This window comes from Lysobacter sp. KACC 24251, assembly GCF_057747755.1.
Map to the genome: position 1 here is coordinate 422,605 of NZ_CM173222.1, position 18,554 is coordinate 441,158.

19 protein-coding genes and 1 tRNA gene are annotated in these 18,554 nt (G+C 64.6%); 17 read left to right on the top strand and 3 right to left on the bottom strand.

Annotated features, from left to right (window positions below):
- Nucleotides 1-109 precede the first annotated feature (109 nt).
- From rplM to AC3ARF_RS01985, 5 genes are all read left to right on the top strand, one after another.
- Complete coding sequence (rplM, locus tag AC3ARF_RS01965; protein WP_498929802.1) at nt 110-538, top strand: 50S ribosomal protein L13; 429 nt, start codon at nt 110-112, stop codon at nt 536-538.
- A gap of 11 nt (nt 539-549) precedes the next feature.
- Nucleotides 550-942 carry a 30S ribosomal protein S9 gene (rpsI, locus tag AC3ARF_RS01970; RefSeq protein WP_498929804.1) on the top strand — a complete coding sequence of 131 codons (393 nt, stop codon included), beginning with the start codon at nt 550-552 and terminating at the stop codon, nt 940-942.
- A 24-nt stretch (nt 943-966) separates the two neighbouring features.
- Nucleotides 967-1,041: transfer RNA gene (locus AC3ARF_RS01975), tRNA-Gln, on the top strand.
- Between the two features lie 169 nt (nt 1,042-1,210).
- Nucleotides 1,211-1,732, top strand: coding sequence for a hemerythrin domain-containing protein (locus tag AC3ARF_RS01980; protein ID WP_498929806.1), 522 nt, complete (start codon nt 1,211-1,213; stop codon nt 1,730-1,732).
- A gap of 41 nt (nt 1,733-1,773) precedes the next feature.
- Nucleotides 1,774-2,583 carry a DUF3050 domain-containing protein gene (locus tag AC3ARF_RS01985; RefSeq protein WP_498929808.1) on the top strand — a complete coding sequence of 270 codons (810 nt, stop codon included), beginning with the start codon at nt 1,774-1,776 and terminating at the stop codon, nt 2,581-2,583.
- A gap of 50 nt (nt 2,584-2,633) precedes the next feature.
- Here the strand turns inward: AC3ARF_RS01985 and AC3ARF_RS01990 are convergent, their stop codons facing one another.
- Both AC3ARF_RS01990 and AC3ARF_RS01995 read right to left on the bottom strand, forming a co-directional pair.
- On the bottom strand, nt 2,634-3,248 hold the full coding sequence (locus AC3ARF_RS01990; protein WP_498929810.1) for an acyl-homoserine-lactone synthase: 615 nt from the start codon (nt 3,246-3,248) through the stop codon (nt 2,634-2,636).
- Between the two features lie 89 nt (nt 3,249-3,337).
- Nucleotides 3,338-4,108 carry an autoinducer binding domain-containing protein gene (locus tag AC3ARF_RS01995; protein WP_498929812.1) on the bottom strand — a complete coding sequence of 257 codons (771 nt, stop codon included), beginning with the start codon at nt 4,106-4,108 and terminating at the stop codon, nt 3,338-3,340.
- 134 nt (nt 4,109-4,242) lie between these two features.
- Here AC3ARF_RS01995 and AC3ARF_RS02000 point away from each other — a divergent pair, with 134 nt between their 5' ends.
- Together AC3ARF_RS02000 and maiA are read left to right on the top strand one after the other, a co-directional pair.
- Nucleotides 4,243-5,229 carry a fumarylacetoacetate hydrolase family protein gene (locus AC3ARF_RS02000; protein ID WP_498929814.1) on the top strand — a complete coding sequence of 329 codons (987 nt, stop codon included), beginning with the start codon at nt 4,243-4,245 and terminating at the stop codon, nt 5,227-5,229.
- Nucleotides 5,230-5,323: 94 nt separating this feature from the next.
- The gene (gene maiA, locus AC3ARF_RS02005; RefSeq protein ID WP_498929816.1) at nt 5,324-5,986 is read left to right on the top strand and encodes a maleylacetoacetate isomerase; all 663 of its coding nucleotides are present in this window, start codon (nt 5,324-5,326) and stop codon (nt 5,984-5,986) included.
- Nucleotides 5,987-5,989: 3 nt separating this feature from the next.
- Here the strand turns inward: maiA and AC3ARF_RS02010 are convergent, their stop codons facing one another.
- Complete coding sequence (locus AC3ARF_RS02010; RefSeq protein ID WP_498929818.1) at nt 5,990-7,105, bottom strand: PilT/PilU family type 4a pilus ATPase; 1,116 nt, start codon at nt 7,103-7,105, stop codon at nt 5,990-5,992.
- A gap of 95 nt (nt 7,106-7,200) precedes the next feature.
- Here AC3ARF_RS02010 and AC3ARF_RS02015 point away from each other — a divergent pair, with 95 nt between their 5' ends.
- From AC3ARF_RS02015 to AC3ARF_RS02060, 10 genes are all read left to right on the top strand, one after another.
- A complete protein-coding gene (locus tag AC3ARF_RS02015) occupies nt 7,201-7,581 on the top strand; it encodes a DUF4398 domain-containing protein (RefSeq protein ID WP_498929820.1) in 381 nt (126 codons plus the stop codon).
- Entirely contained in the window at nt 7,578-8,528 is a 951-nt protein-coding gene (locus AC3ARF_RS02020; RefSeq protein WP_498929822.1) for an OmpA family protein, read from the top strand. The genes AC3ARF_RS02015 and AC3ARF_RS02020 overlap by 4 nt, the downstream gene beginning before the upstream one ends.
- 339 nt (nt 8,529-8,867) lie before the next feature.
- Complete coding sequence (locus AC3ARF_RS02025) at nt 8,868-9,086, top strand: HP1242/YdcH family protein (protein WP_036136039.1); 219 nt, start codon at nt 8,868-8,870, stop codon at nt 9,084-9,086.
- Nucleotides 9,087-9,187: 101 nt separating this feature from the next.
- A complete protein-coding gene (locus AC3ARF_RS02030) occupies nt 9,188-10,564 on the top strand; it encodes a pyridoxal-phosphate dependent enzyme (protein WP_498929825.1) in 1,377 nt (458 codons plus the stop codon).
- A 146-nt stretch (nt 10,565-10,710) separates the two neighbouring features.
- Nucleotides 10,711-11,892, top strand: a complete 1,182-nt coding sequence (locus AC3ARF_RS02035; RefSeq protein WP_498929826.1) for a cystathionine gamma-synthase — start codon at nt 10,711-10,713, stop codon at nt 11,890-11,892.
- A 51-nt stretch (nt 11,893-11,943) separates the two neighbouring features.
- Entirely contained in the window at nt 11,944-13,371 is a 1,428-nt protein-coding gene (locus AC3ARF_RS02040) for a glycosyltransferase family 4 protein (protein ID WP_498931950.1), read from the top strand.
- A gap of 38 nt (nt 13,372-13,409) precedes the next feature.
- Nucleotides 13,410-14,198, top strand: a complete 789-nt coding sequence (locus AC3ARF_RS02045) for an ABC transporter permease (RefSeq protein WP_498929828.1) — start codon at nt 13,410-13,412, stop codon at nt 14,196-14,198.
- On the top strand, nt 14,188-15,633 hold the full coding sequence (locus AC3ARF_RS02050) for an ABC transporter ATP-binding protein (protein WP_498929831.1): 1,446 nt from the start codon (nt 14,188-14,190) through the stop codon (nt 15,631-15,633). The genes AC3ARF_RS02045 and AC3ARF_RS02050 overlap by 11 nt, the downstream gene beginning before the upstream one ends.
- Nucleotides 15,633-16,532 (top strand): class I SAM-dependent methyltransferase, encoded by a 900-nt coding sequence (locus tag AC3ARF_RS02055; protein WP_498929833.1) that lies wholly within the window; start codon nt 15,633-15,635, stop codon nt 16,530-16,532. Before AC3ARF_RS02050 ends, AC3ARF_RS02055 begins: the two co-directional genes overlap by 1 nt.
- Nucleotides 16,529-18,550, top strand: a complete 2,022-nt coding sequence (locus AC3ARF_RS02060; protein WP_498929835.1) for a methyltransferase domain-containing protein — start codon at nt 16,529-16,531, stop codon at nt 18,548-18,550. The genes AC3ARF_RS02055 and AC3ARF_RS02060 overlap by 4 nt, the downstream gene beginning before the upstream one ends.
- The last annotated feature ends 4 nt before the right edge of the window (nt 18,551-18,554 follow it).

Sequence of the window (18,554 nt, forward strand, 5' to 3'; positions counted from 1 at the left end):
CCGCTACAATCCCGCTTCTTTCGTTCCGCCCCTACATCGCGCGGTGACGTTCCGGTGGCCCCTCCGGCCCGCGGAACCAGCCCGACCATGTACCCATAGTAGAGCAGTCATGAAGACTTTCAGTGCCAAGAATGAGACCGTCCAGCGTGACTGGTACCTGGTCGATGCCTCCGGCAAGACCCTCGGTCGCCTTGCTTCCGAGCTGGCCCGCCGCCTGCGTGGCAAGCACAAGCCGGTTTACACCCCGCACGTTGATACCGGTGACTACCTCGTCGTGATCAACGCCGAGAAGATCGCGGTTACCGGCAACAAGCTGCTCGACAAGAAGTACCACCGCTTCACCGGGTACGTCGGCAACCTGAAGACCGAGAACCTGGCCCAGGCGCTTGAGCGCCACCCGGAGCGCGTGATCGAGATCGCCGTGAAGGGCATGCTGCCGAAGAACACGCTCGGTCGCGCCATGTATCGCAAGCTCAAGGTCTACAAGGGCGCTGAGCACCCGCACGCCGCCCAGCAGCCGCAGCCGCTCGATATCTAAGGTACTGACACATGGCACTCCAGCAGAATTACGGCACCGGCCGCCGCAAGTCGTCCACCGCCCGCGTCTTCCTGCGCAAGGGCGACGGCAAGATCACCATCAACCAGCGTTCGATCGAGGAGTTCTTCGGTCGTGAGACGGCTCGCATGATCGTGCGCCAGCCGCTCGAGCTGACCAAGCACACCGACACGTTCGACCTGACCGTGACCGTCGCCGGCGGCGGCATCACCGGCCAGGCCGGTGCCATCCGCCTGGGCATCGCCCGTGCGCTGGTCGAGTACGACGAGTCGCTGAAGTCCGAGCTGCGCAAGGCTGGCTTCATGACCCGCGACGCTCGTGAAGTCGAGCGTAAGAAGGTCGGTCTGCACAAGGCACGTCGCGCTACGCAGTTCTCCAAGCGCTAATCCTTGGGTTACAATTTGCTCCATAGCCCCGTCGCCAAGCGGTAAGGCATCTGACTCTGACTCAGACATTCGGAGGTTCGAATCCTTCCGGGGCTGCCAGTACAAAACGAGAAACCCGCCGCAAGGCGGGTTTTTTGTTGCGTGCGTTTCGGCGCTTGGGTCCTTCGCATGACCTGCCGGATCTTGCAGGTGCCCAGGATGGCGGCGTACCGCTACCTTGGCTCCATGCTCCAGCCGGGACTGGTTGGAAGAGGAATTCGGGGGCTTTGTGTTCGGTCTGATCAAGAAAGTGCTGGGCTCGGAATCCGAGCAATCCCAGCGGACATTGGTGCATGAAACGGGTGTCGGGGTACGCAGCCCTCGGGCCATCTCCTACGATGCCGCGCTGGTGCCGTCACTCAAGCGCGACCACGGAGACCTGGTGCGCCTGTTCACCGAGATCGGCAACCAGGCGGCGGACCGCCGGTATGGCAGCGTGCCGGCCATGCTCACCACGTTCAAGACGCACTTCGAAGGTCACCTCATCGCCGAGAACGTGCGCTTCTACAACTATGTGGAAAACGCGATGCAGGACGATCCGGAGAACCTGATGCTGATCCGCAGCTTCCGGCGGGAAATGAACACCATCGCGCGCGGCGTGGTCGACTTCGTCAAGAAGTACCAGATCAACCATTTCGACCAGCGCACGCACGAGGCCTTTCTCGAGGACTACCGCGCCGTGGGCGCCCTCCTGGCGCAACGGATCGAACGCGAAGAAGCCAGTCTTTACCCGCTGTACCAGTCGGCCTGAGCCGGCCTCCCTCCCACGCACGCAACAGGAGCTTCACTGACATGGACGTCGATATTGTGCTCACCCCCCAGATGCAGGACCTGCGCTCCCGGCTGGAGCGTCACCGGGTCTTCGATGGCATCACCGACATGGAGTCGCTGCGCGCCTTCATGCAGGTGCATGTCTTTGCCGTCTGGGATTTCATGTCGCTGGCCAAGCGCCTGCAACGTGACCTGACCTGCGTGACCCTGCCGTGGATGCCGCCCGCGGATCCCGCGGCTGCGCGCCTGATCAACGACATCGTGCTGGCCGAGGAAAGCGACATCGACGCCAAGGGCCAGCCCGCGAGCCACATGGACCTGTACCTGGTCGCCATGCACGACGTCGGCGCGTCGACTGCGCAGTTCGAAGTGTTCCTGGCCAGCCTGCGCGCGGGCATGGCGCTGGCGGACGCGTTCGAAGCCGCGGGCGTGCCCAGGTTCGTGCGCCGCTTCGTGTCACATACCCTGGATACCTGTCAGCACGGCACCACCGTGCAGGCCATGGCGAGCTTCTTCTATGGCCGCGAGAACGTGATTCCGGGCATGTTCCAAGGGCTGCTGGACCGTTGGGGTCTCTCCACCGCCGAGGCTCCGGGATTTGTCTATTACCTGCAGCGCCACATCGAGCTTGATGGCGACAGCCATGGCCCCGCCGCCAGCCGCATGATCAGCGCCGCCCTCGGGCGATCCCCCGACGCCCTCGAGGAGGCGCGTCATGCGGCGCGCGACGCCCTGGTCGCCCGCCACGACCTGTGGGATGGCACGGCCGAACTGCTTCGTGCCCACCACAGCACCCCTTTCATGGAAGAGAACGCAACGGCCTTGGCCTGATTGCGCGGCGGTGGCAGCCCCCCTGGCTGCCACCGCCCCATGGATTGGGGTCACGCGGCGTGAGCGTGGCGGGGGGCCGGATTTCCCCCCACTGCGTCAAGGTTGTGCGCGTGCAGCGGCAGGCGGAAGGCCAAGCTCAGGACCCGGCCGATGCGTCGTGGCCGGCCCAGAACGTCGACCTGCAAGCCCAGCTGCATCAGCATTCGCGCGAAGGCAGCGCTGGTAACGCCCACCAGCGCACTCAGGTCGCGCTCGGCGCCAAACCGTAGGGCCTGCGCCACCATGGCCGCGGGCAACGCACTGAAACTCGCGCCTCCCTGCGTGTGGGCTTCGGCCACCGCGAAGCGGCTGACCTCCCACTCGTGTGGGCTTGCGGGGACGGGCGTTCCGTCCAGCAGCTCCGGGAACACATCGCGCAGCATGTTGGGGCCGAGGGTTGGCAGCAGCCGGCAGCAACCGAGCGCGGTAGTGGTGTCGCCGGCGGCGCGCGCGACCAGGTAGTGCGGGCCGATGAGGTCGAACCAGTCGTGCTCACGGCCGCCCTCCACGCGCACATCCCAGCCAAGGCGGCCATGGAAGACGTCGGCGCGCAGCCGGAACATGCTGTCCAGCAACGGGGCGTGGAGGCCGGCTTCGCCGGCGCGGGCTACGGTGATGCGGGTCATGCGTCTCTCCTTGATGCGATGAAGGAGAGACAAGTGAGCGCGTGACCTGTCGCTTACGGCAGCTGCCGGAACTGACAGGTTCGTCGCCGTCACGGTTTTGACGTTGCGGCCCGCTCCTGGGGTGGGGTAGCCGAGATCATTCCCAGTGAAATGGCCCGCGCCACTGCCGCTTGGCGGCCGCACACCCCGAGCTTCTGCGCGGCGTTCTGCAGGTGGAAGATCACGGTGCGCTCGGCGATCAGCAGCAACTGCCCGATTTCCCAGCTGGTCTTGCCCTGGCTGGCCCAGAACAGGCATTCGCGCTCGCGCCGGGTCAGGGGCGGTAGCCGCAGCGGCAGGCTTGGCCGGGCGAATCGCCGGGCAGCTTCATGGGTGAAGTGGGCGACGAGGTGCAATTGCGGCAGCCGGTCGGCGAGGAGCGCCCCGTCCTGGGTTTCGGTCGCGAACGACATCAGCCCCCACGCGAGCCCCGGTCCGTGCAGCGGCACACTGATTCCCGCGCCCAGGCCAAATTCGTTTGCCTCGCCAAACATCACGCGGATCTTGCGCTGGTGGGGGTTTCCGGCAAGCCGGCCGACCGGTTGCACGTCCTGCCAGAGCAGGGGAGTGGCGCGGTCGTGGCAGTGGGCCACGATGGGGTCCAGCTGCAGATAGTCGCGCTCCAGGTAGCGCGCCACCCACGCCTGCGGGTATCCGCCCAGGGTGAACTGGCCGCGGGCGGCGTTGGCCAGGGGCAGGTCGGTGGCGTACAGCCAGTGGCCCACTCCCAAAGGGCGGACCACGGCGTCCACGGCGGTGGTCAGCGCGTCCGGGCTATCGCATTCGGCCAGGCACTGCAGCGCACGCAATTCGGTCAGCATCCTGCTTTCCGCTGAAACTGGCCGCTAACATTAACAGGGCAGGGGCCTGTAAGGTCGTGACCCACTGCCGCGTCGGCATCGTCAAAGTTACAATTGAAACGATCGCGCACAGGCGCGCACAACCGGATTACGCAATGAAACTTGGATCGCTGAAGGAAGGCGGCCGTGATGGCACGCTCATCGTGGTGTCCCGCGACCTGACCCGCGCCGTTCGCGCCACCGGCATCGCCGACACGCTGCAGCGCGCGCTGGAAGACTGGTCGAACACCGCCCCGCGGCTCAATGCGCTGTACGACGCGCTCAACGCCGGCAACGCGCATGACGCCTTCGACGTGGACATGGCCGCACTGGCCTCGCCGCTTCCGCGTGCCTACGAGTTCGTTGATGGCAGCGCGTATCTGCCGCACGTCGAGCGCGTGCGCCGGGCGCGGGGCGCCGAGGTGCCGGAAAGCTTCTACGTCGATCCGCTGATGTACCAAGCGGTGAGCGCCGGCTTTTATGGCCCGCGCGATCCGGTCAAGGTGGTAAGCGAGGACTACGGCATCGACCTGGAGGCCGAGGTGGTGATCGTCACCGACGACGTGCCGATGGCGGTCACGCCGGAGCAGGCCGCGGGCCACATCCAGCTCGTGGGCCTGGTCAACGACGTCAGCCTGCGCAACCTGATCCCGGCGGAACTGGGCAAGGGCTTCGGTTTCCTGCAGTCCAAGCCGCGATCGGCCCTGAGCCCGGTGTTCGTCACGCCGGACGAGTTGGGTGACGCCTGGCGGGACAGCAAGGTGCACCTGCCGTTGCTGACCCACATCAACGGCGAGTGGTTCGGCGCACCGGAAGCCGGGGTGGACATGCAGTTCAACTTCGCCCAGCTCATTGCCCACGCAGCCAAGACCCGTCCGCTGTCCGCGGGCACCATCGTCGGCTCAGGTACGGTGGCCAACGAGGACACGTCGCTGGGTGCCTCGTGCTTCGCCGAACGACGCACGGTGGAGACCTTGGAGCTGGGGAAGCCGGTGACACCGTTCATGAAGTTCGGCGACCGCGTGCGCATCGAGATGCTGGATGGCGAGGGCCGCAGCGTGTTTGGCGCGATCGAACAGCGCATCGAAGGCCCCTCCGCCTGACCAGTGGCCCCGGGGGCCGACCGAAGGTCGGTCGGTCCCTCTCTGCGAGCGTAACGTTCGCGGAACTTGGTAACGGGGCACCAGGAATTCCAGCGTGACCGACACTCTCAAGCTCTTCAGCTACTGGCGCTCCAGCGCCGCCTACCGCGTGCGGATCGGCCTCAACCTCAAGGGGTTGGCGTACGAGACCGAACCCGTGCACCTGCTGCGCGATGGCGGGGAACAGCATGGTGCCGCCTTTCGCGAAGCCAATCCCCAAGGGCTGGTGCCGGTGCTGCAACACGGGCAGCGCATGCTGCGCCAGTCGGTGGCGATCCTGGAGTACCTCGACGAGACCTGGCCGGATCACCCGCTGCTGCCGGCCGTTGCGCGCGACCGCCAGCGCGTGCGCGCCATCGCCCAGGTCGTGGCGTGCGACATCCACCCCCTGAACAACCTGCGGGTACTGCAGTACTTCGACCGCGAGTGGCATGTCCCCCAGCCCGAGCGGGACGAATGGGTGCGGCACTGGATCGTCGAGGGCTTCCTCGCGGTGGAGGCGATGCTCACCGACCACCCTGCGACCGGCCGTTTCTGCGAAGGCGACCGACCCACGTTGGCCGACTGCTGCCTGGTGCCGCAGGTCTACAACGCGCGCCGCTTCGGAGTGGATCTCAACCCGTTTCCGACCATCGCGCGGATCGAGGAGGCGTGCCTCAAGCTGCCGGCGTTCGACGCGGCCCGCCCGGAACGCCAGCCGGATTGCCCGCCCAGCTGATCCTCAGTGCGAGGATGCGGCGTCGAACACGTCCGCGTACGGGTCGTGCTCGCCCGAGCCGCCTTCGGACAGGCGGAACTTCAGCGCGAGGCCGTCGCGAGAGTCGGCCGCGCGCAGCGCCTCTTCCATCTCGATCTTGCCTTCCTTGTGCAGGCGGAACAGGCACTGGTCGAAGGTCTCCATGCCGTCCTCCAGCGACTCCTCCATCGCCTGTTTGATCTCGTGCACCTGGCCTCGGCGCATCAGGTCGCGCACATGCGGGGTGTTGATCAGCACCTCCGCCGCCGGCAGGCGACGGCCGTCGGTGCCCACCACCAGGCGCTGCGAGATCACCGCCTTCAGATTCAGGGCGAGGTTCATCAGCACGTTCTTGTGCGCCGACTCGTGGAAGAAGTTGAGGATGCGTTCCAGCGTCTGGTCCGCGTTATTGGAGTGCAGCGTCGCCAGGCACAGATGGCCGGTTTCGGCGAAGGCAATCGCCGCCTCCATCGTGGTGGCGTCAAGGATTTCGCCGATCAGGATGACGTCCGGCGCCTCGCGCATCGCGTTCTTCAGCGCGTTGTGGAAGGCGTGGGTGTCGAGGCCGACCTCGCGCTGGTTGACGATCGACTTCTTGTGCCGGTGCAGGTATTCGATCGGATCCTCGATGGTGAGGATGTGGCCGCTGGTGTTGCTGTTGCGGTGGTCGATCATCGATGCCAGCGTGGTCGACTTGCCCGAACCGGTGGAGCCGACGATCAGCACCAGGCCGCGCGGTTCCATGATGATGTTCTTCAGCACCTGCGGCAGCTGCAGCTCCTCAATCGAGGGGATGGTGCTGCGGATGGCGCGGATCACCATGCCCACTTCGCCGCGCTGCTTGAACACGTTGATGCGGAAACGCCCCGAGTCGGGCAGGGCGTAGGCCATGTTCAGTTCGAGGTCACGCTCGAACTGCGGGACCTGGCCTTCGCCCATCAACGAGTACGCGATCTTCTTGACCATGCCCGACGGCAGGCCGGTGCTGCCCAGCGGGTGCAGCTTGCCCTCGATCTTGATATACACCGGTGCGCCGGTGGTCAGGAACATGTCGGACGCGTTCTTGTCCGTCATCAGCTTCAGGAAATAGCCGATGTCCATGTACAACTCCCTCGGTGGCGATGGCGTACCGTTGCAAGGTGGCCACCAGCTTCAGACAATGGCCGCGCGAGCCCACTCAATCACGGCACCCCTTGATGAATCCTAGCTTCGCACACTTTCGATTTCCGCTGCTGGTCGTTTTTCTGATCTGTGCGCTTGGTGCGTGCGCGTCGTTGCCACCGCCAACCCAGGAACTCTCCAGCGCCCAGCAGGCGGTCACCCGGGCCGATGGGGCGGATGCCGCGCAGCACGCACCTGACCAGCTGGCCACGGCCCGCGACGCCCTCAGCCGCGCCCAGGCCGCCCTGGCCGCAGGCAAGGAGGACGACGCCCGGCGCATGGCCCTGGCGGCGGCGGCCGAGGCCGACCTGGCCTACGCCAAGAGCCGCGAAGCGGTGACCCGCGCCGAACTGGCCCAGCGCGAGTCCGAAGTCGCCGAACTGCGCCGCCGCCTGCAACTGGAGGAGGGACCATGACGCCGCGTCCGATCATGCTGGCCGCTGCCCTTGCCACGTTGGTGGCCGCCGGCCCGGTTCTGGCCCAGGACCCTGCCAACGCACTCGCCCGGCTCAATGAACGTCTGGTTGCGGTGGAAGCCAACGCCCAGTACAGCGGCCTGGCCGCCTACGAGCGCCTCCAGGCCCGCCAGGCCCTCGATGCGCTGGCGAGGGCGCCTGGCCGCGAGCGGGAGGCCGCCCGCTATGTGGCCGAACGCCGGGTGGAAGCGGCCGAGATCGTGGCCCGCACCCAGGCCCTGCAGCGAGATGTCGACCGGCTGGACCGCGAGCGCAGCGAGCTGATGCTGGAGGCCTCGCGCCAGGAAGCGGCCCGCGCCCGCGCCGAGGCCGAGCGCCTGCGCATGGAAGCCCAATTGCAGGCGGAGGAGACGGCTCGACTGCGCGCCCAGGCCGAGGCCGACGCCCTGGCCCGGCAGGATGTTGAAACCGCCCTCGAAGGCGTGAGCGGTGCCCAGGAGGCCAAGCTGAACGCGGCGCGTGCCCGGGAACTCCAGCTGGCCCGGCAGGAAGCCGAGCTCATGGCGCGCGGCAAGCTGCCGCCGTCCAAGGTCGATGCCCGGGGAGAGGTGTTCACCCTGGCCGGCGATGCCTTCACCTCCGGGAAGGCCACGCTGACCCCCGCGGCCGCCAATGCGGTCCGGACGTTGTCGGTGTACCTGCAGGCGATCGAAGGCGGCCGGGCACGGGTGGAAGGCCATACCGACAGCCAAGGCAGCGCCAGCGCCAACCGCACGCTGTCCCAGCAACGCGCCAACGCGGTCCGCGATGCCCTGGTGGCGGCTGGACTTCCGGCGGTGCGGGTGCAGGCCCTGGGCCGCGGCGCCGAGCAGCCGGTCGGGGACAACCGCACCGAGGCCGGCCGTGCCGCCAACCGCCGGGTGGAAGTCATCGTCCTGTCAAAATAGCGTTATTCATCAGTCGGTTATGTGCCTGACTGCGGGGCGGGGCCCGCGGGGCGGCGGTTCCGTCCAACCGCCCCCCAGCCATCCGTCGGCATTCGACCATCGCCTATTGCCGGCCCCGGATGGCAGGAGTAGGGTCGATTATCCAAGCGGTCCCGTTTCCGCTTGGCGATGAGCCAGACCCATGCAGCAGGTTTCGATCTCACAGGATCCCGCCGCCGGAAAGCCGGTGCCGGGGCCGTGTGATCCCGGCCCCCGGATGGATCTGGCCACCATGACGACTCCCCGCGACGCCTCGACCGCCCGGTCGGGGCGTTTGCATTTGTGCTGAAGGAGGCACTCATGTTCGAAGGTCAACCGCAGCTGGAAATCGACGCGCTTATCAAGAGCGACCCGGAGTTCAAACAGCTTTATCAGCGCCACCAGCTCCTCGACAAGAAGGTAATGGACGCCGAGCTGGGCGTGCTCCCCATCGATGACAACACCCTCCACCAGATGAAGCGCGAAAAGCTGGCTGCGAAGGACCGCCTCGTCAGGATGTACGACGCCAGGCCCCACTGACACCCGCCGACGGGCGCCGTGGGCCATCCTCGTCGGCCTGCGGCGCCCGCGGCCGGTTACACTTCGCGGGTCAGCCGCACGGTTGCGGCCGCAGGATCCGCATGTCCATCCACGCCTCCGTACTGGAACTCATCGGCCAGACGCCGATCGTCAAGGCGCGCAACCTCGACACCGGGGTATGCGAGCTCTACTTCAAGCTGGAATCGCAGAACCCAGGCGGTTCGATCAAGGACCGCATCGGCCTGAAGATGATCGAGGCGGCGGAGGCGCGCGGCGACATCAAGTCCGGCGACACGCTGGTCGAGGGCACCGCCGGCAACACCGGCATCGGCCTTGCCCTGGTGGCCCAGCAGAAGGGCTACAAGCTGATTCTCGTGGTGCCCGACAAGATGAGCCGGGAGAAGATCTTCAACCTCAAGGCCATGGGCGCGCAGGTAGTGCTCACCCGGTCGGACGTGGCCAAGGGCCACCCGGACTACTACCAGGACATGGCCGAGCGGATCGCCCGCGAGACCCCGGGCGCCTACTTCATCAACCAGTTCGGCAACCCGGACAACCCCGCGGCGCACGAGTTCGGCACCGGGCCGGAGATCCTCGCGCAGATGGCCGAGGTCGGGGGGCTGGACGCCATCGTGTTCGGCTGCGGCAGCTCGGGCACCATGACCGGCCTGTCGCGCTGCTTCGCCACCCAGTCGCCGCAGACCGAACTGATCCTGGCCGACCCGGTGGGTTCGATCCTGGAGGAGTACATCAACCGCGGCACCCTGAGCGACAAGTCCGCCAGCTGGATGGTGGAGGGCATCGGCGAGGACTTCCTGCCGCCGATCTCGGACTTCACCCGGGTCAAGAAGGCCTATGCCATCAGCGACAAGGAAAGCTTCCTGACCGCGCGCATGTTGCTGGAAAGGGAGGGCATCCTGGGTGGTTCGTCCACCGGCACCCTGCTGGCCGCGGCGCTGAAGTACTGCCACGAGCAGACCACGCCGAAGAAGGTGCTGGTGTTCGTCTGCGACACGGGCAACAAGTACCTGTCGAAGATGTACAACGACTACTGGATGCTCGACAACGGCTTCCTGGCCCGCGAGCCGTACAACGACCTGCGCGACCTGATCCTGCGCCCGTTCTCGCAGCGCGACACGGTGGTGGTCGGGCCCAACGACCTGCTGGTCACCGCATACCAGCGGATGAAGCTGTACGACGTGAGCCAGCTTCCCGTGATGGAGGGCGACCGGCTGATCGGCATCGTCGACGAGAGCGACGTGTTGCTGCACGTGTACGGCGATGAGTCGCGGTTCCGCGATCCGGTGTCCACCGCCATGGTCAGCAAGCTGGACAAGGTCGACGTGCGGGCCCCGATCGAGGCGTTGCTGCCGGTGTTCGACCGGGGACACGTGGCCATCGTCACCGAGGGCGAAAAATTCTTGGGGCTGATCACCCGGATCGACCTGCTGAACTATCTGCGGCGCAGGGTGCAATAGCCGTCACGGTTTCGGTGCGCCCTCGGCTGAACAGGGCGCGCAGGGGGCGCCCAAAGACGACGATTTCGCCAAGGTTGACGGGAGGGCCAGCGCACAGCCGATGCTAGAATTGCCGGTCGCCCACCGTGGGCGCAGGGAGCATCGCCATGGCCGAACCGTCGTCGGGAAACACCACCCACAAGCCGGGTCTGGGGACCCTCGCGATCCATGCCGGACAGGCGCCGGATCCGAGCACCGGTGCAGTGATGACCCCGATCTACGCGACGTCCACCTACGTGCAGTCCAGCCCGGGCGTGCACCAGGGCTTCGAATACTCGCGCAGCCACAACCCGACCCGCTTCGCCTATGAGCGCTGCGTGGCGGCGCTGGAAGGCGGCACCCGCGGCTTCGCCTTCGCCTCCGGCCTGGCGGCGACCTCCACCATCCTCGAACTGCTGGATGCCGGCAGCCACGTCATTGCCATGGACGACGTGTATGGCGGCACGTACCGCCTGTTCGAGCGGGTGCGTCGCCGTTCGGCGGGGCTGGATTTCAGCTGGGTCGACCTGAGCGACGTAGCCGCCTTCGAAGCGGCGATCCGCCCCGAGACCAAGCTGGTCTGGATCGAGACGCCCACCAACCCGCTGCTCAAGCTGGTCGACATCGAGCAGATCGCGGCGGTGGCGCGCAGGCGCGGGCTGATCGTCGTGGTGGACAACACCTTCTGCTCGCCGATCATCCAGCGGCCGCTGGAATTGGGCGCCCACATCGTCATGCACTCGGCCACGAAGTACCTCAACGGCCACTCCGACATCGTCGGCGGCATGGCCGTGGTGGGTGACGACGTTGAGCTGGCCGAGAAGATGGCGTTCCTGCAGAACGCGGTCGGCGGCGTGCAGGGGCCGTTTGACAGCTTCCTGGCGCTGCGGGGGTTGAAGACGCTGCATCTGCGGATGAAGGCGCATTGCGAGAATGCGATGGCGTTGGCGGAGTGGCTGGACGGGCATCCGGCCATCGAAAAGGTTCTGTATCCCGGGCTTTCGTCCCATCCGCAGCACGCCTTGGCCAAGCGCCAAATGGCCGGAGCAGGCGGAATGGTATCGATTTATGTGAAGGGTGGCGCCGAGGCTGCCAGACGCTTTTGTGAACGCACGCGACTGTTCGCGCTAGCGGAGTCGTTGGGCGGGGTCGAGAGCCTCGTGAACCTTCCGGCGGTGATGACGCATGCTTCTGTCCCCGAGGCAAGGCGCGCGGAGCTGGGCATCAGCGAGAATCTGGTGCGGCTGAGTGTGGGAGTCGAAGAGGTCGGGGACCTCCAGAATGATTTGACCCACGCCTTGGACTTTTGAGGTGCCCGCCTTGTCGCACGCCTCCGTCCGGGAAGTGATCGCTTCTTGACCATGTTTTCCCGAATTGAGTCCAAATCGGCATTGTCACTGCTCAAGCTGTCGGTTTGGCTGCAGAGGCAAGCGTGGCTGCGCCCCCTATATGGGGTGTTTCCGCGAGGTTGGCGGGCGGGTGTCCATCAGGCATTGCGGTTGCCTGCATCCAGAGCCTCCCAGTTTGCGCGCACGCCGGCGTGGGACGTTCCAGATCTGCCGGCCGAGGCGTTGGCCCAGGGCGGCCAGGATGATCCTCCCGCAATCCGGCACCCCGGGGGGGGCGTGAACATCCACGCTTATTTTCGCGGCCAGTTCGGGTTGGGGGAGGCGGCGAGGCTGTATGCGCAGGCGCTCATTGATCACGGCTACCCCGTCGCACTTTCGGACATGGAACTGGAGTTGCCGCACGGGCTGAATGACCGCAGCCTGGAGCGCCGCTTGGGGAAGGGGATGCCCTACGGGATCCACTTGGTGTGCGTCAATCCCGATTATCTCGACGCCGCGCTGGCCCGTATTCAACAGGGCGATGATCGCAACCCTTACGTCATCGGCTGTTGGTTCTGGGAGCTCGAGACCATTCCTGAGGAATGGCGGGACGCCGTGGACAAGGTCGATGAAATCCTCGTGGCCTCCTCGTTCGTCGAGAAGGCGTTCCGCGCCTTCACCGACAAGCCGATCCATCGGGTCCCGCTGCCATTGGGCGAGCTACGCGACAGTGGATTGTCAAGGCGTGACTTCGACCTTCCTGAGGAGGGCTTCGTCTTCCTGACCTCGTTCGATTTCAATTCGGGCCTGGACCGTAAGAACCCGCTCGCCGTCATTGAAGCGTTCAAGCTCGCTTTCCCCGTCGATCGTCAAGATGTGACTTTGCTGGTCAAGTCCAGCAACGGGCACCGCTATCCCGAACAGTTTGCTCAACTCGTGGACGCGGTCGCCCTCGATCCGAGGATACTCGTGCGGGATGACATCATAGACCGACCACACGTCAGGGCGTTGCAGCGTTGTGCCGATGCCTACGTTTCCCTGCACCGTGCCGAGGGTTTCGGCCTGGGGCTGGCCGAATGCATGTGGATCGGCAAGCCTGTCATCGCGACCAACTGGTCGGGCAACATTGACTTCATGGATTCGACGAACAGCTGCCCGGTCGGCAGCCAGCTGATTCCGGTGGAATACGGACAGTATCCGCACGCGGATGGCCAGCGCTGGGCGGCACCGGACATCACGCAAGCCGCCCGGCACATGGCCCGCCTGGTCGATGACCGCGAATTCGCCAGCAAGATTGGCTCCAAGGCGGCAGCGGACGTCCGTGCGACCCTGTCGGCCGAGGCGACCGCGCGACAACTGATCAATCGACTGGAAACCATCCGGCTTGAACGCGCAGCGGGGCCAGTGCCAACCCAGATGCAGGACGATGACATGCCCGCATGGCGCGAGTGGAAAAAATGATGAATCCAAATGCGGGGCATTCAACGAGCCCAATCGAAATGATCAACAGCACGTGGGCCCACCGCCACCTCATCGTAAGGATGGCCAGCAGGGAAGTCGTCGGTCGTTACAACGGCTCGGTCCTGGGCTTGGCCTGGTCCTTCTTCAATCCGCTACTGATGCTCGCGATCTATACGTTCGTGTTCTCGGTGGTCTTCAAGGCAGCATGGTCCGGCCCCGGGAGCAGCAAGTCCGAGTTCGCGTCGTTGCTGTTCGTGGGCATGATCGTCCATGGGCTGTTCGCCGAATGCATAAATCGGGCTCCCACGTTGGTGCTGTCCAACGCTAACTACGTGAAGAAGGTGATTTTTCCGCTCGACATCCTGCCGACGGTGGCGTTCCTTTCTGCCGTGTTCCATGCGGCCATCAGCGTTGCCGTGTTGGTCCTTGCGCACCTGATGCTGCATCAGCAGTTCCATTGGACCGTCGTTCTCCTGCCGGTAGTCCTGCTTCCACTGGCCTTGGCGACGCTCGGCTTGAGTTGGTTCGTGTCCGCGCTGGGCGTCTATATCCGGGATGTGGCCCAAGTCACCACCATGTTTACCACGGCACTGCTGTTCCTTTCCGGCGTTTTCTATCCGGTGTCTTCGCTTCCCGTTGCATACCGGCATTGGATCGAGTTCAACCCGTTGACCTACTTCATTGAGGAAAGTCGCAACGTGCTTCTCTTCGGAACGATTCCGGATTTCCCGCGTTGGGGATTGATGCTCGCGGGCTGCCTTGCGGTGGCATGGCTTGGATTCGCGTGGTTCCAGCGCAGCCGACGAGGGTTTGCAGATGTCGTTTGACCCTTCGGCCGAAACCCTGCCGGACCGCATCGCCGCTGCACGGCCACAGTCCTCCCACGCAGAGGAATACGCCATCGTGGTGGATGACGTATCCAAGTGCTATCACGTGTATGAAAAGCCGAGCGATCGTTTGAAGCAGGCGCTGTACCCCCGGGCCCGACGCGCGCTGGGCATGCCGGCCGATGTGTATTTCCGCGAATTCTGGGCGCTGCGGAACGTGTCGCTCACGGTGAAGCCGGGCGAGACAGTGGGGATCATCGGGCGCAACGGTTCGGGCAAGTCCACATTGCTCCAGCTGATTTGCGGAACCCTCTCGCCCACCGCCGGCGCGATCCAGACGAACGGGCGGATCGCGGCCTTGCTGGAACTTGGGTCCGGGTTCAATCCCGAATTCAGTGGCCGGGAAAACATCTTCATGAACGCTGCGGTCCTGGGAATGGCCGACGACGAGATCCGTGCGCGCTACCAGCAGATCGTGGAATTTTCCGAGATCGGCGACTTCATCGAGCAGCCGGTAAAAACCTATTCGAGCGGCATGTTCATGCGCCTGGCGTTCGCGGTGCAGGCCCACATCGATGCGTCCGTCATCGTCATTGACGAGGCGCTGACCGTCGGCGACGTGTTCTTCCGCCAGAAGTGCTATACGCGACTGCAGCAGTTGCGCGAAGCCGGTGCCGCGATCCTCTTGGTTTCGCACTCCATGCCGGACATTGAACAGTTCTGCGAGCGGGCGATCCTCCTGGACCATGGCCATGCGCGTTTTGTCGGGCCTGCAGCCGAGGCGGCCAAGCACTATTACTTGCTGCACCAGCCCGCCGCCCAGAGGGTAGTCGACAGCACTGCTCCCGCCCCGGAAACAGAGGTAACGCAGATAGATGTCCAGGACCGCCCCGTTCCGGAGGCATTCCTCGACATCAGCGACAAGGTCCAGGTGGGAACAGGCCGGGCGCGCTGTCGCGGCGTGGCGTTGCTGGACGAGAGCGGCCGGCCCAGGAGCAACTTCCAACAGGGCGAGACGGCTACGTTCTACTACGAGTTTGAAGTCGATGGCGACATTGGCGTGCCGATCTGCGGCATGACCATCACCAACGAGCGTGGTGTCATCGTTCACGGCAAGAACAGCCTGCAGTATCCGGATGACGTTGCACCCACCAATGCCCGGAGCACTGTGGTCGCATGCCACCAGCAAGTAAGACTCGATCTTGCCGCGGGCGAATACACATTCGAGATCGGCTTGGCAGCCGCCAGCCCGGCTGACTGGAATTCCCGCGACCATAGGCCCTACGAAGCGGAAATGGAATTCGTCCATCGGGTCTGCCACATCGCGAACATAGGCAGCTTTTCAATCCGAATGGCGTCTCGCAACGGCATCACCTACCTTACCCATCACGGAGTTGCCGATCTGCCGGGTGGTATTCGCGTGGGAATCCGCTGATGTTGACCCCAGCGGGAGTCGAGGCCAAGGATGTGAAGACGGAGTCGATGATGGACGAGAGGGTGCTGACTGCCCCAGCGGTGCTGGAAGGCTACGACGCCGTCACCGCGCTCTATCCTTACGTTCCGCCGATGAGCCATTGGCGGGCATGGGAGTACGCGGCGTACCGCAATTTCGAACTGGACGGCAGGGTGCTGGACTTGGGCTGCGGGGATGGACGCTATTTCCGCCTCGTTTGGCCGCATGTGGGTGAGGTCGTGGGTGTCGAGCGAGACGAGGGCGTCGCCGATGCCGGGGTGCGGAGTGGTGTCTACGCAAACGTACACGTTGCGAATGCGCATGAGGTTCCTGAGCCCGATGCCTCGTTCGACCACGTATTCGCAAACTGCTCCCTCGAGCACATGGACCACCTGGATGCGGTACTGGCGGAGGTCGCCCGTTGCCTGAAGCCCGGGGGAGCGCTGCTTTGCAGCGTCGTCACGGATCGCTTCTTACATTGGAACCTGTTGCCAAACCTGGTTGCTGCCGCCGGGCATGAGGACGCTTCGCGCGCGCTGACCCGGGACTTCTTCGACTTCCATCACCTGGTCAACCCGCTGTCGGTCCAGGAATGGGAGCGAAGATTCGAAGCAGCCGGCATGGTTTGCGAGGTTCATGTCCCGTTGTTGCCCAAGATCAACAGCGGCTTCTTCCTGGCAATGGATGGCCTGTGGCACGTCAGGCGAGCCGGTAGCGGCGAGCTGGGCGACATCATCCACCCCTTCCTCGCGGACAATGCGGCTTTTCCCAAGGGCTTCAAGACGGTGCTCGCCGGACTGATGGAAATGGAGCAGGATTGGAGTGAATCCAGCGGTGCCGTGTTCCTGGTCCGCAAGCCCATGGGCAGTGGTCGCGCGTGAGCAAGAATTCCGCAAAGATGGCTTCCCGCCCGCCGGCATCCGTTGCTGGTGGTGAGATGGGCGACGCGTCCCCTTTGGCCTGTTGGTGCGGAAACGCCGGCCTGGTCCCGTTCGGCCCGGACTACGCCGAATGCCGAGAATGCGGGACCTTGGTGCTTCGCAAGCAGCTTTCGGTTTCCGACTTGGCGGTCGACGACGACAACACGTCGTTCTATGGCAAGCAGTATTGGCTGCAGCACCAGCAGGCGGATCTCGACTACCCGGATATCTATGCAAGGACCCGCTCCGATCTGCCAGAGCGAAACCTGCATTGGCTGAAGGCACTGTTGAAGTATCGGCTGCCTCCTGCACGGGTGGTGGAACTGGGTTGCGCCCATGGAAGCTTCGTTGCATTGATGAAGCAGGCGGGGTTCTCCGCGAGTGGCGTGGAAATGAGCCCCTGGGTTGTTGGTTTTGCACAGCGGACTTTCGGGATCGAGGTGCAGGTTGGGCCCATTGAGGCGATCGACATGCAGCCCGGTTCCCTGGACGTCATCGCCATGATGGATGTGCTCGAGCATTTGCCCGATCCGGCATCGACCATGGCGCGCTGCCTGAAACTGCTGAGGGACAACGGGCTTCTGTTAATACAGACACCCGAGTTCCAGGAGGGGATGGACTTCGACCGGCTCACTTCCGAGAACTCACCGTTCCTCAGCCAGCTGAAGGCGGAGGAGCACATCTATCTTTTCAGCCGGCGGTCGGTAACCGAGTTCTTCCATAGGCTTGGGGCCCGGCACGTGGCCTTCGAGCCGGCAATATTCGCGCATTACGACATGTTTCTTGCAGTGGGTAAGCAATCGCTGCTACCCAATAGCCAGCAACAGGTCGAGCAGGCAATGCTGGCGATTCCGCAAGCCCGGGTTGCGTTGGCGCTTCTGGACATGAAGGACCGCTTCGACGCGGCTCCCGTGCTTGAAGCTGAGATCCAGGCGCGCGACCAACGGCTGGAAGAGCAGTATGTACGAGCGGATGAGCTCGCAAATGCCCGGAATCTTGCTGAGGCCCAGTTCGCGGATCTGCTCGGCAAGTATCGTGAGCTGGAAGCGGATCGCGACGCGCGGGGAGCGGTGATTGAGTCGCAAGGCGCACAGGTTTCAGAACTTCTGCGTAAGTTGCATGAGGAGGGCGCCGCAGCGCTGCGCCTACAGGACAACGAGCTGGCACAACACGCGAGCGCGCTCGCGGCGGAGCGTGACTCGTTGAAGCATAGGCTCCAGGCGGCCGAGGAAGACAGAGCGGCGAGGCTGGAGGTGATCGAGGCCCAAGGCAGCAAGCTCTCCCGGCTCGAGCAGGCGTTTGACGAGCGCCTACGGGAACTGCACCGAACCTATGAGGAAATCGCCTCTGCCAAGAACTCCGCGAGCCTGCTCGCTCTGGAGCTGGAGTCTCTGAAGCAGCAGTTTGCAGCGTCCGAAACCGACCGGGAAGCACGTCTGAGGGTGATCGAGGCCCAGGGCGACAAGCTATCCCGCCTTGAAGGGGTGTTGCACGAACGAGTGCGGGAGCTGCAGCAGGCTCACGAGGAACTGGCCTCAGCCAGGAGTTCGACGAGCCTGCTCGCTTTGGAGCTGGAGTCTGTGAAGTCACAGTTCGCCGCATCCGAGGCTGACCGGGAAGCACGGCTGGAGGTGATCGAGTCCCAAGGAAACACGATCTCTGGCCTGCAGGCACAGGTGCACGCCCAGTTGCAGCGTTTGCAGCAACTCCAAGTCGAGCTGGCGGATTCGAGGGAAGCCGCGCAGGAGTTGTCATTGGAACTGTCTACCCTGCACGGTCGGCATGAAGCGTGCTTGGCGGAATTGACGCTGTCAGAAGAGAGGAACCGAGAGTTGCGCACGGTAACGGACGAGAAAATCGCGGGGTTGGAAAGTGCGGGGGCCTCGCTCCGCGATGAGATTCGACTTCGCGACGAGGCGATGGGTGTCCTTTCCTCACGCCTGTGGTGGAAACTCGGAAAGCTGATTAGGGCCCTGTGATGCG

What these genes read in the sequence shown, in the direction of transcription:
- AC3ARF_RS02050 (WP_498929831.1), top strand. Translation starts at nt 14,188, where the DNA reads ATGTCGTTTGACCCTTCGGCCGAAACCCTGCCGGACCGCATCGCCGCT.
- AC3ARF_RS02040 (WP_498931950.1), top strand. Translation starts at nt 11,944, where the DNA reads ATGTTTTCCCGAATTGAGTCCAAATCGGCATTGTCACTGCTCAAGCTG.
- AC3ARF_RS02030 (WP_498929825.1), top strand. Translation starts at nt 9,188, where the DNA reads ATGTCCATCCACGCCTCCGTACTGGAACTCATCGGCCAGACGCCGATC.
- AC3ARF_RS02000 (WP_498929814.1), top strand. Translation starts at nt 4,243, where the DNA reads ATGAAACTTGGATCGCTGAAGGAAGGCGGCCGTGATGGCACGCTCATC.
- AC3ARF_RS01990 (WP_498929810.1), bottom strand. Translation starts at nt 3,248, where the DNA reads ATGACCCGCATCACCGTAGCCCGCGCCGGCGAAGCCGGCCTCCACGCC.
- AC3ARF_RS02015 (WP_498929820.1), top strand. Translation starts at nt 7,201, where the DNA reads ATGAATCCTAGCTTCGCACACTTTCGATTTCCGCTGCTGGTCGTTTTT.
- AC3ARF_RS01985 (WP_498929808.1), top strand. Translation starts at nt 1,774, where the DNA reads ATGGACGTCGATATTGTGCTCACCCCCCAGATGCAGGACCTGCGCTCC.
- AC3ARF_RS02010 (WP_498929818.1), bottom strand. Translation starts at nt 7,105, where the DNA reads ATGGACATCGGCTATTTCCTGAAGCTGATGACGGACAAGAACGCGTCC.
- rplM (WP_498929802.1), top strand. Translation starts at nt 110, where the DNA reads ATGAAGACTTTCAGTGCCAAGAATGAGACCGTCCAGCGTGACTGGTAC.
- AC3ARF_RS02045 (WP_498929828.1), top strand. Translation starts at nt 13,410, where the DNA reads ATGATCAACAGCACGTGGGCCCACCGCCACCTCATCGTAAGGATGGCC.
- AC3ARF_RS02035 (WP_498929826.1), top strand. Translation starts at nt 10,711, where the DNA reads ATGGCCGAACCGTCGTCGGGAAACACCACCCACAAGCCGGGTCTGGGG.
- AC3ARF_RS02055 (WP_498929833.1), top strand. Translation starts at nt 15,633, where the DNA reads ATGTTGACCCCAGCGGGAGTCGAGGCCAAGGATGTGAAGACGGAGTCG.
- AC3ARF_RS02020 (WP_498929822.1), top strand. Translation starts at nt 7,578, where the DNA reads ATGACGCCGCGTCCGATCATGCTGGCCGCTGCCCTTGCCACGTTGGTG.
- AC3ARF_RS02025 (WP_036136039.1), top strand. Translation starts at nt 8,868, where the DNA reads ATGTTCGAAGGTCAACCGCAGCTGGAAATCGACGCGCTTATCAAGAGC.
- AC3ARF_RS01995 (WP_498929812.1), bottom strand. Translation starts at nt 4,108, where the DNA reads ATGCTGACCGAATTGCGTGCGCTGCAGTGCCTGGCCGAATGCGATAGC.
- rpsI (WP_498929804.1), top strand. Translation starts at nt 550, where the DNA reads ATGGCACTCCAGCAGAATTACGGCACCGGCCGCCGCAAGTCGTCCACC.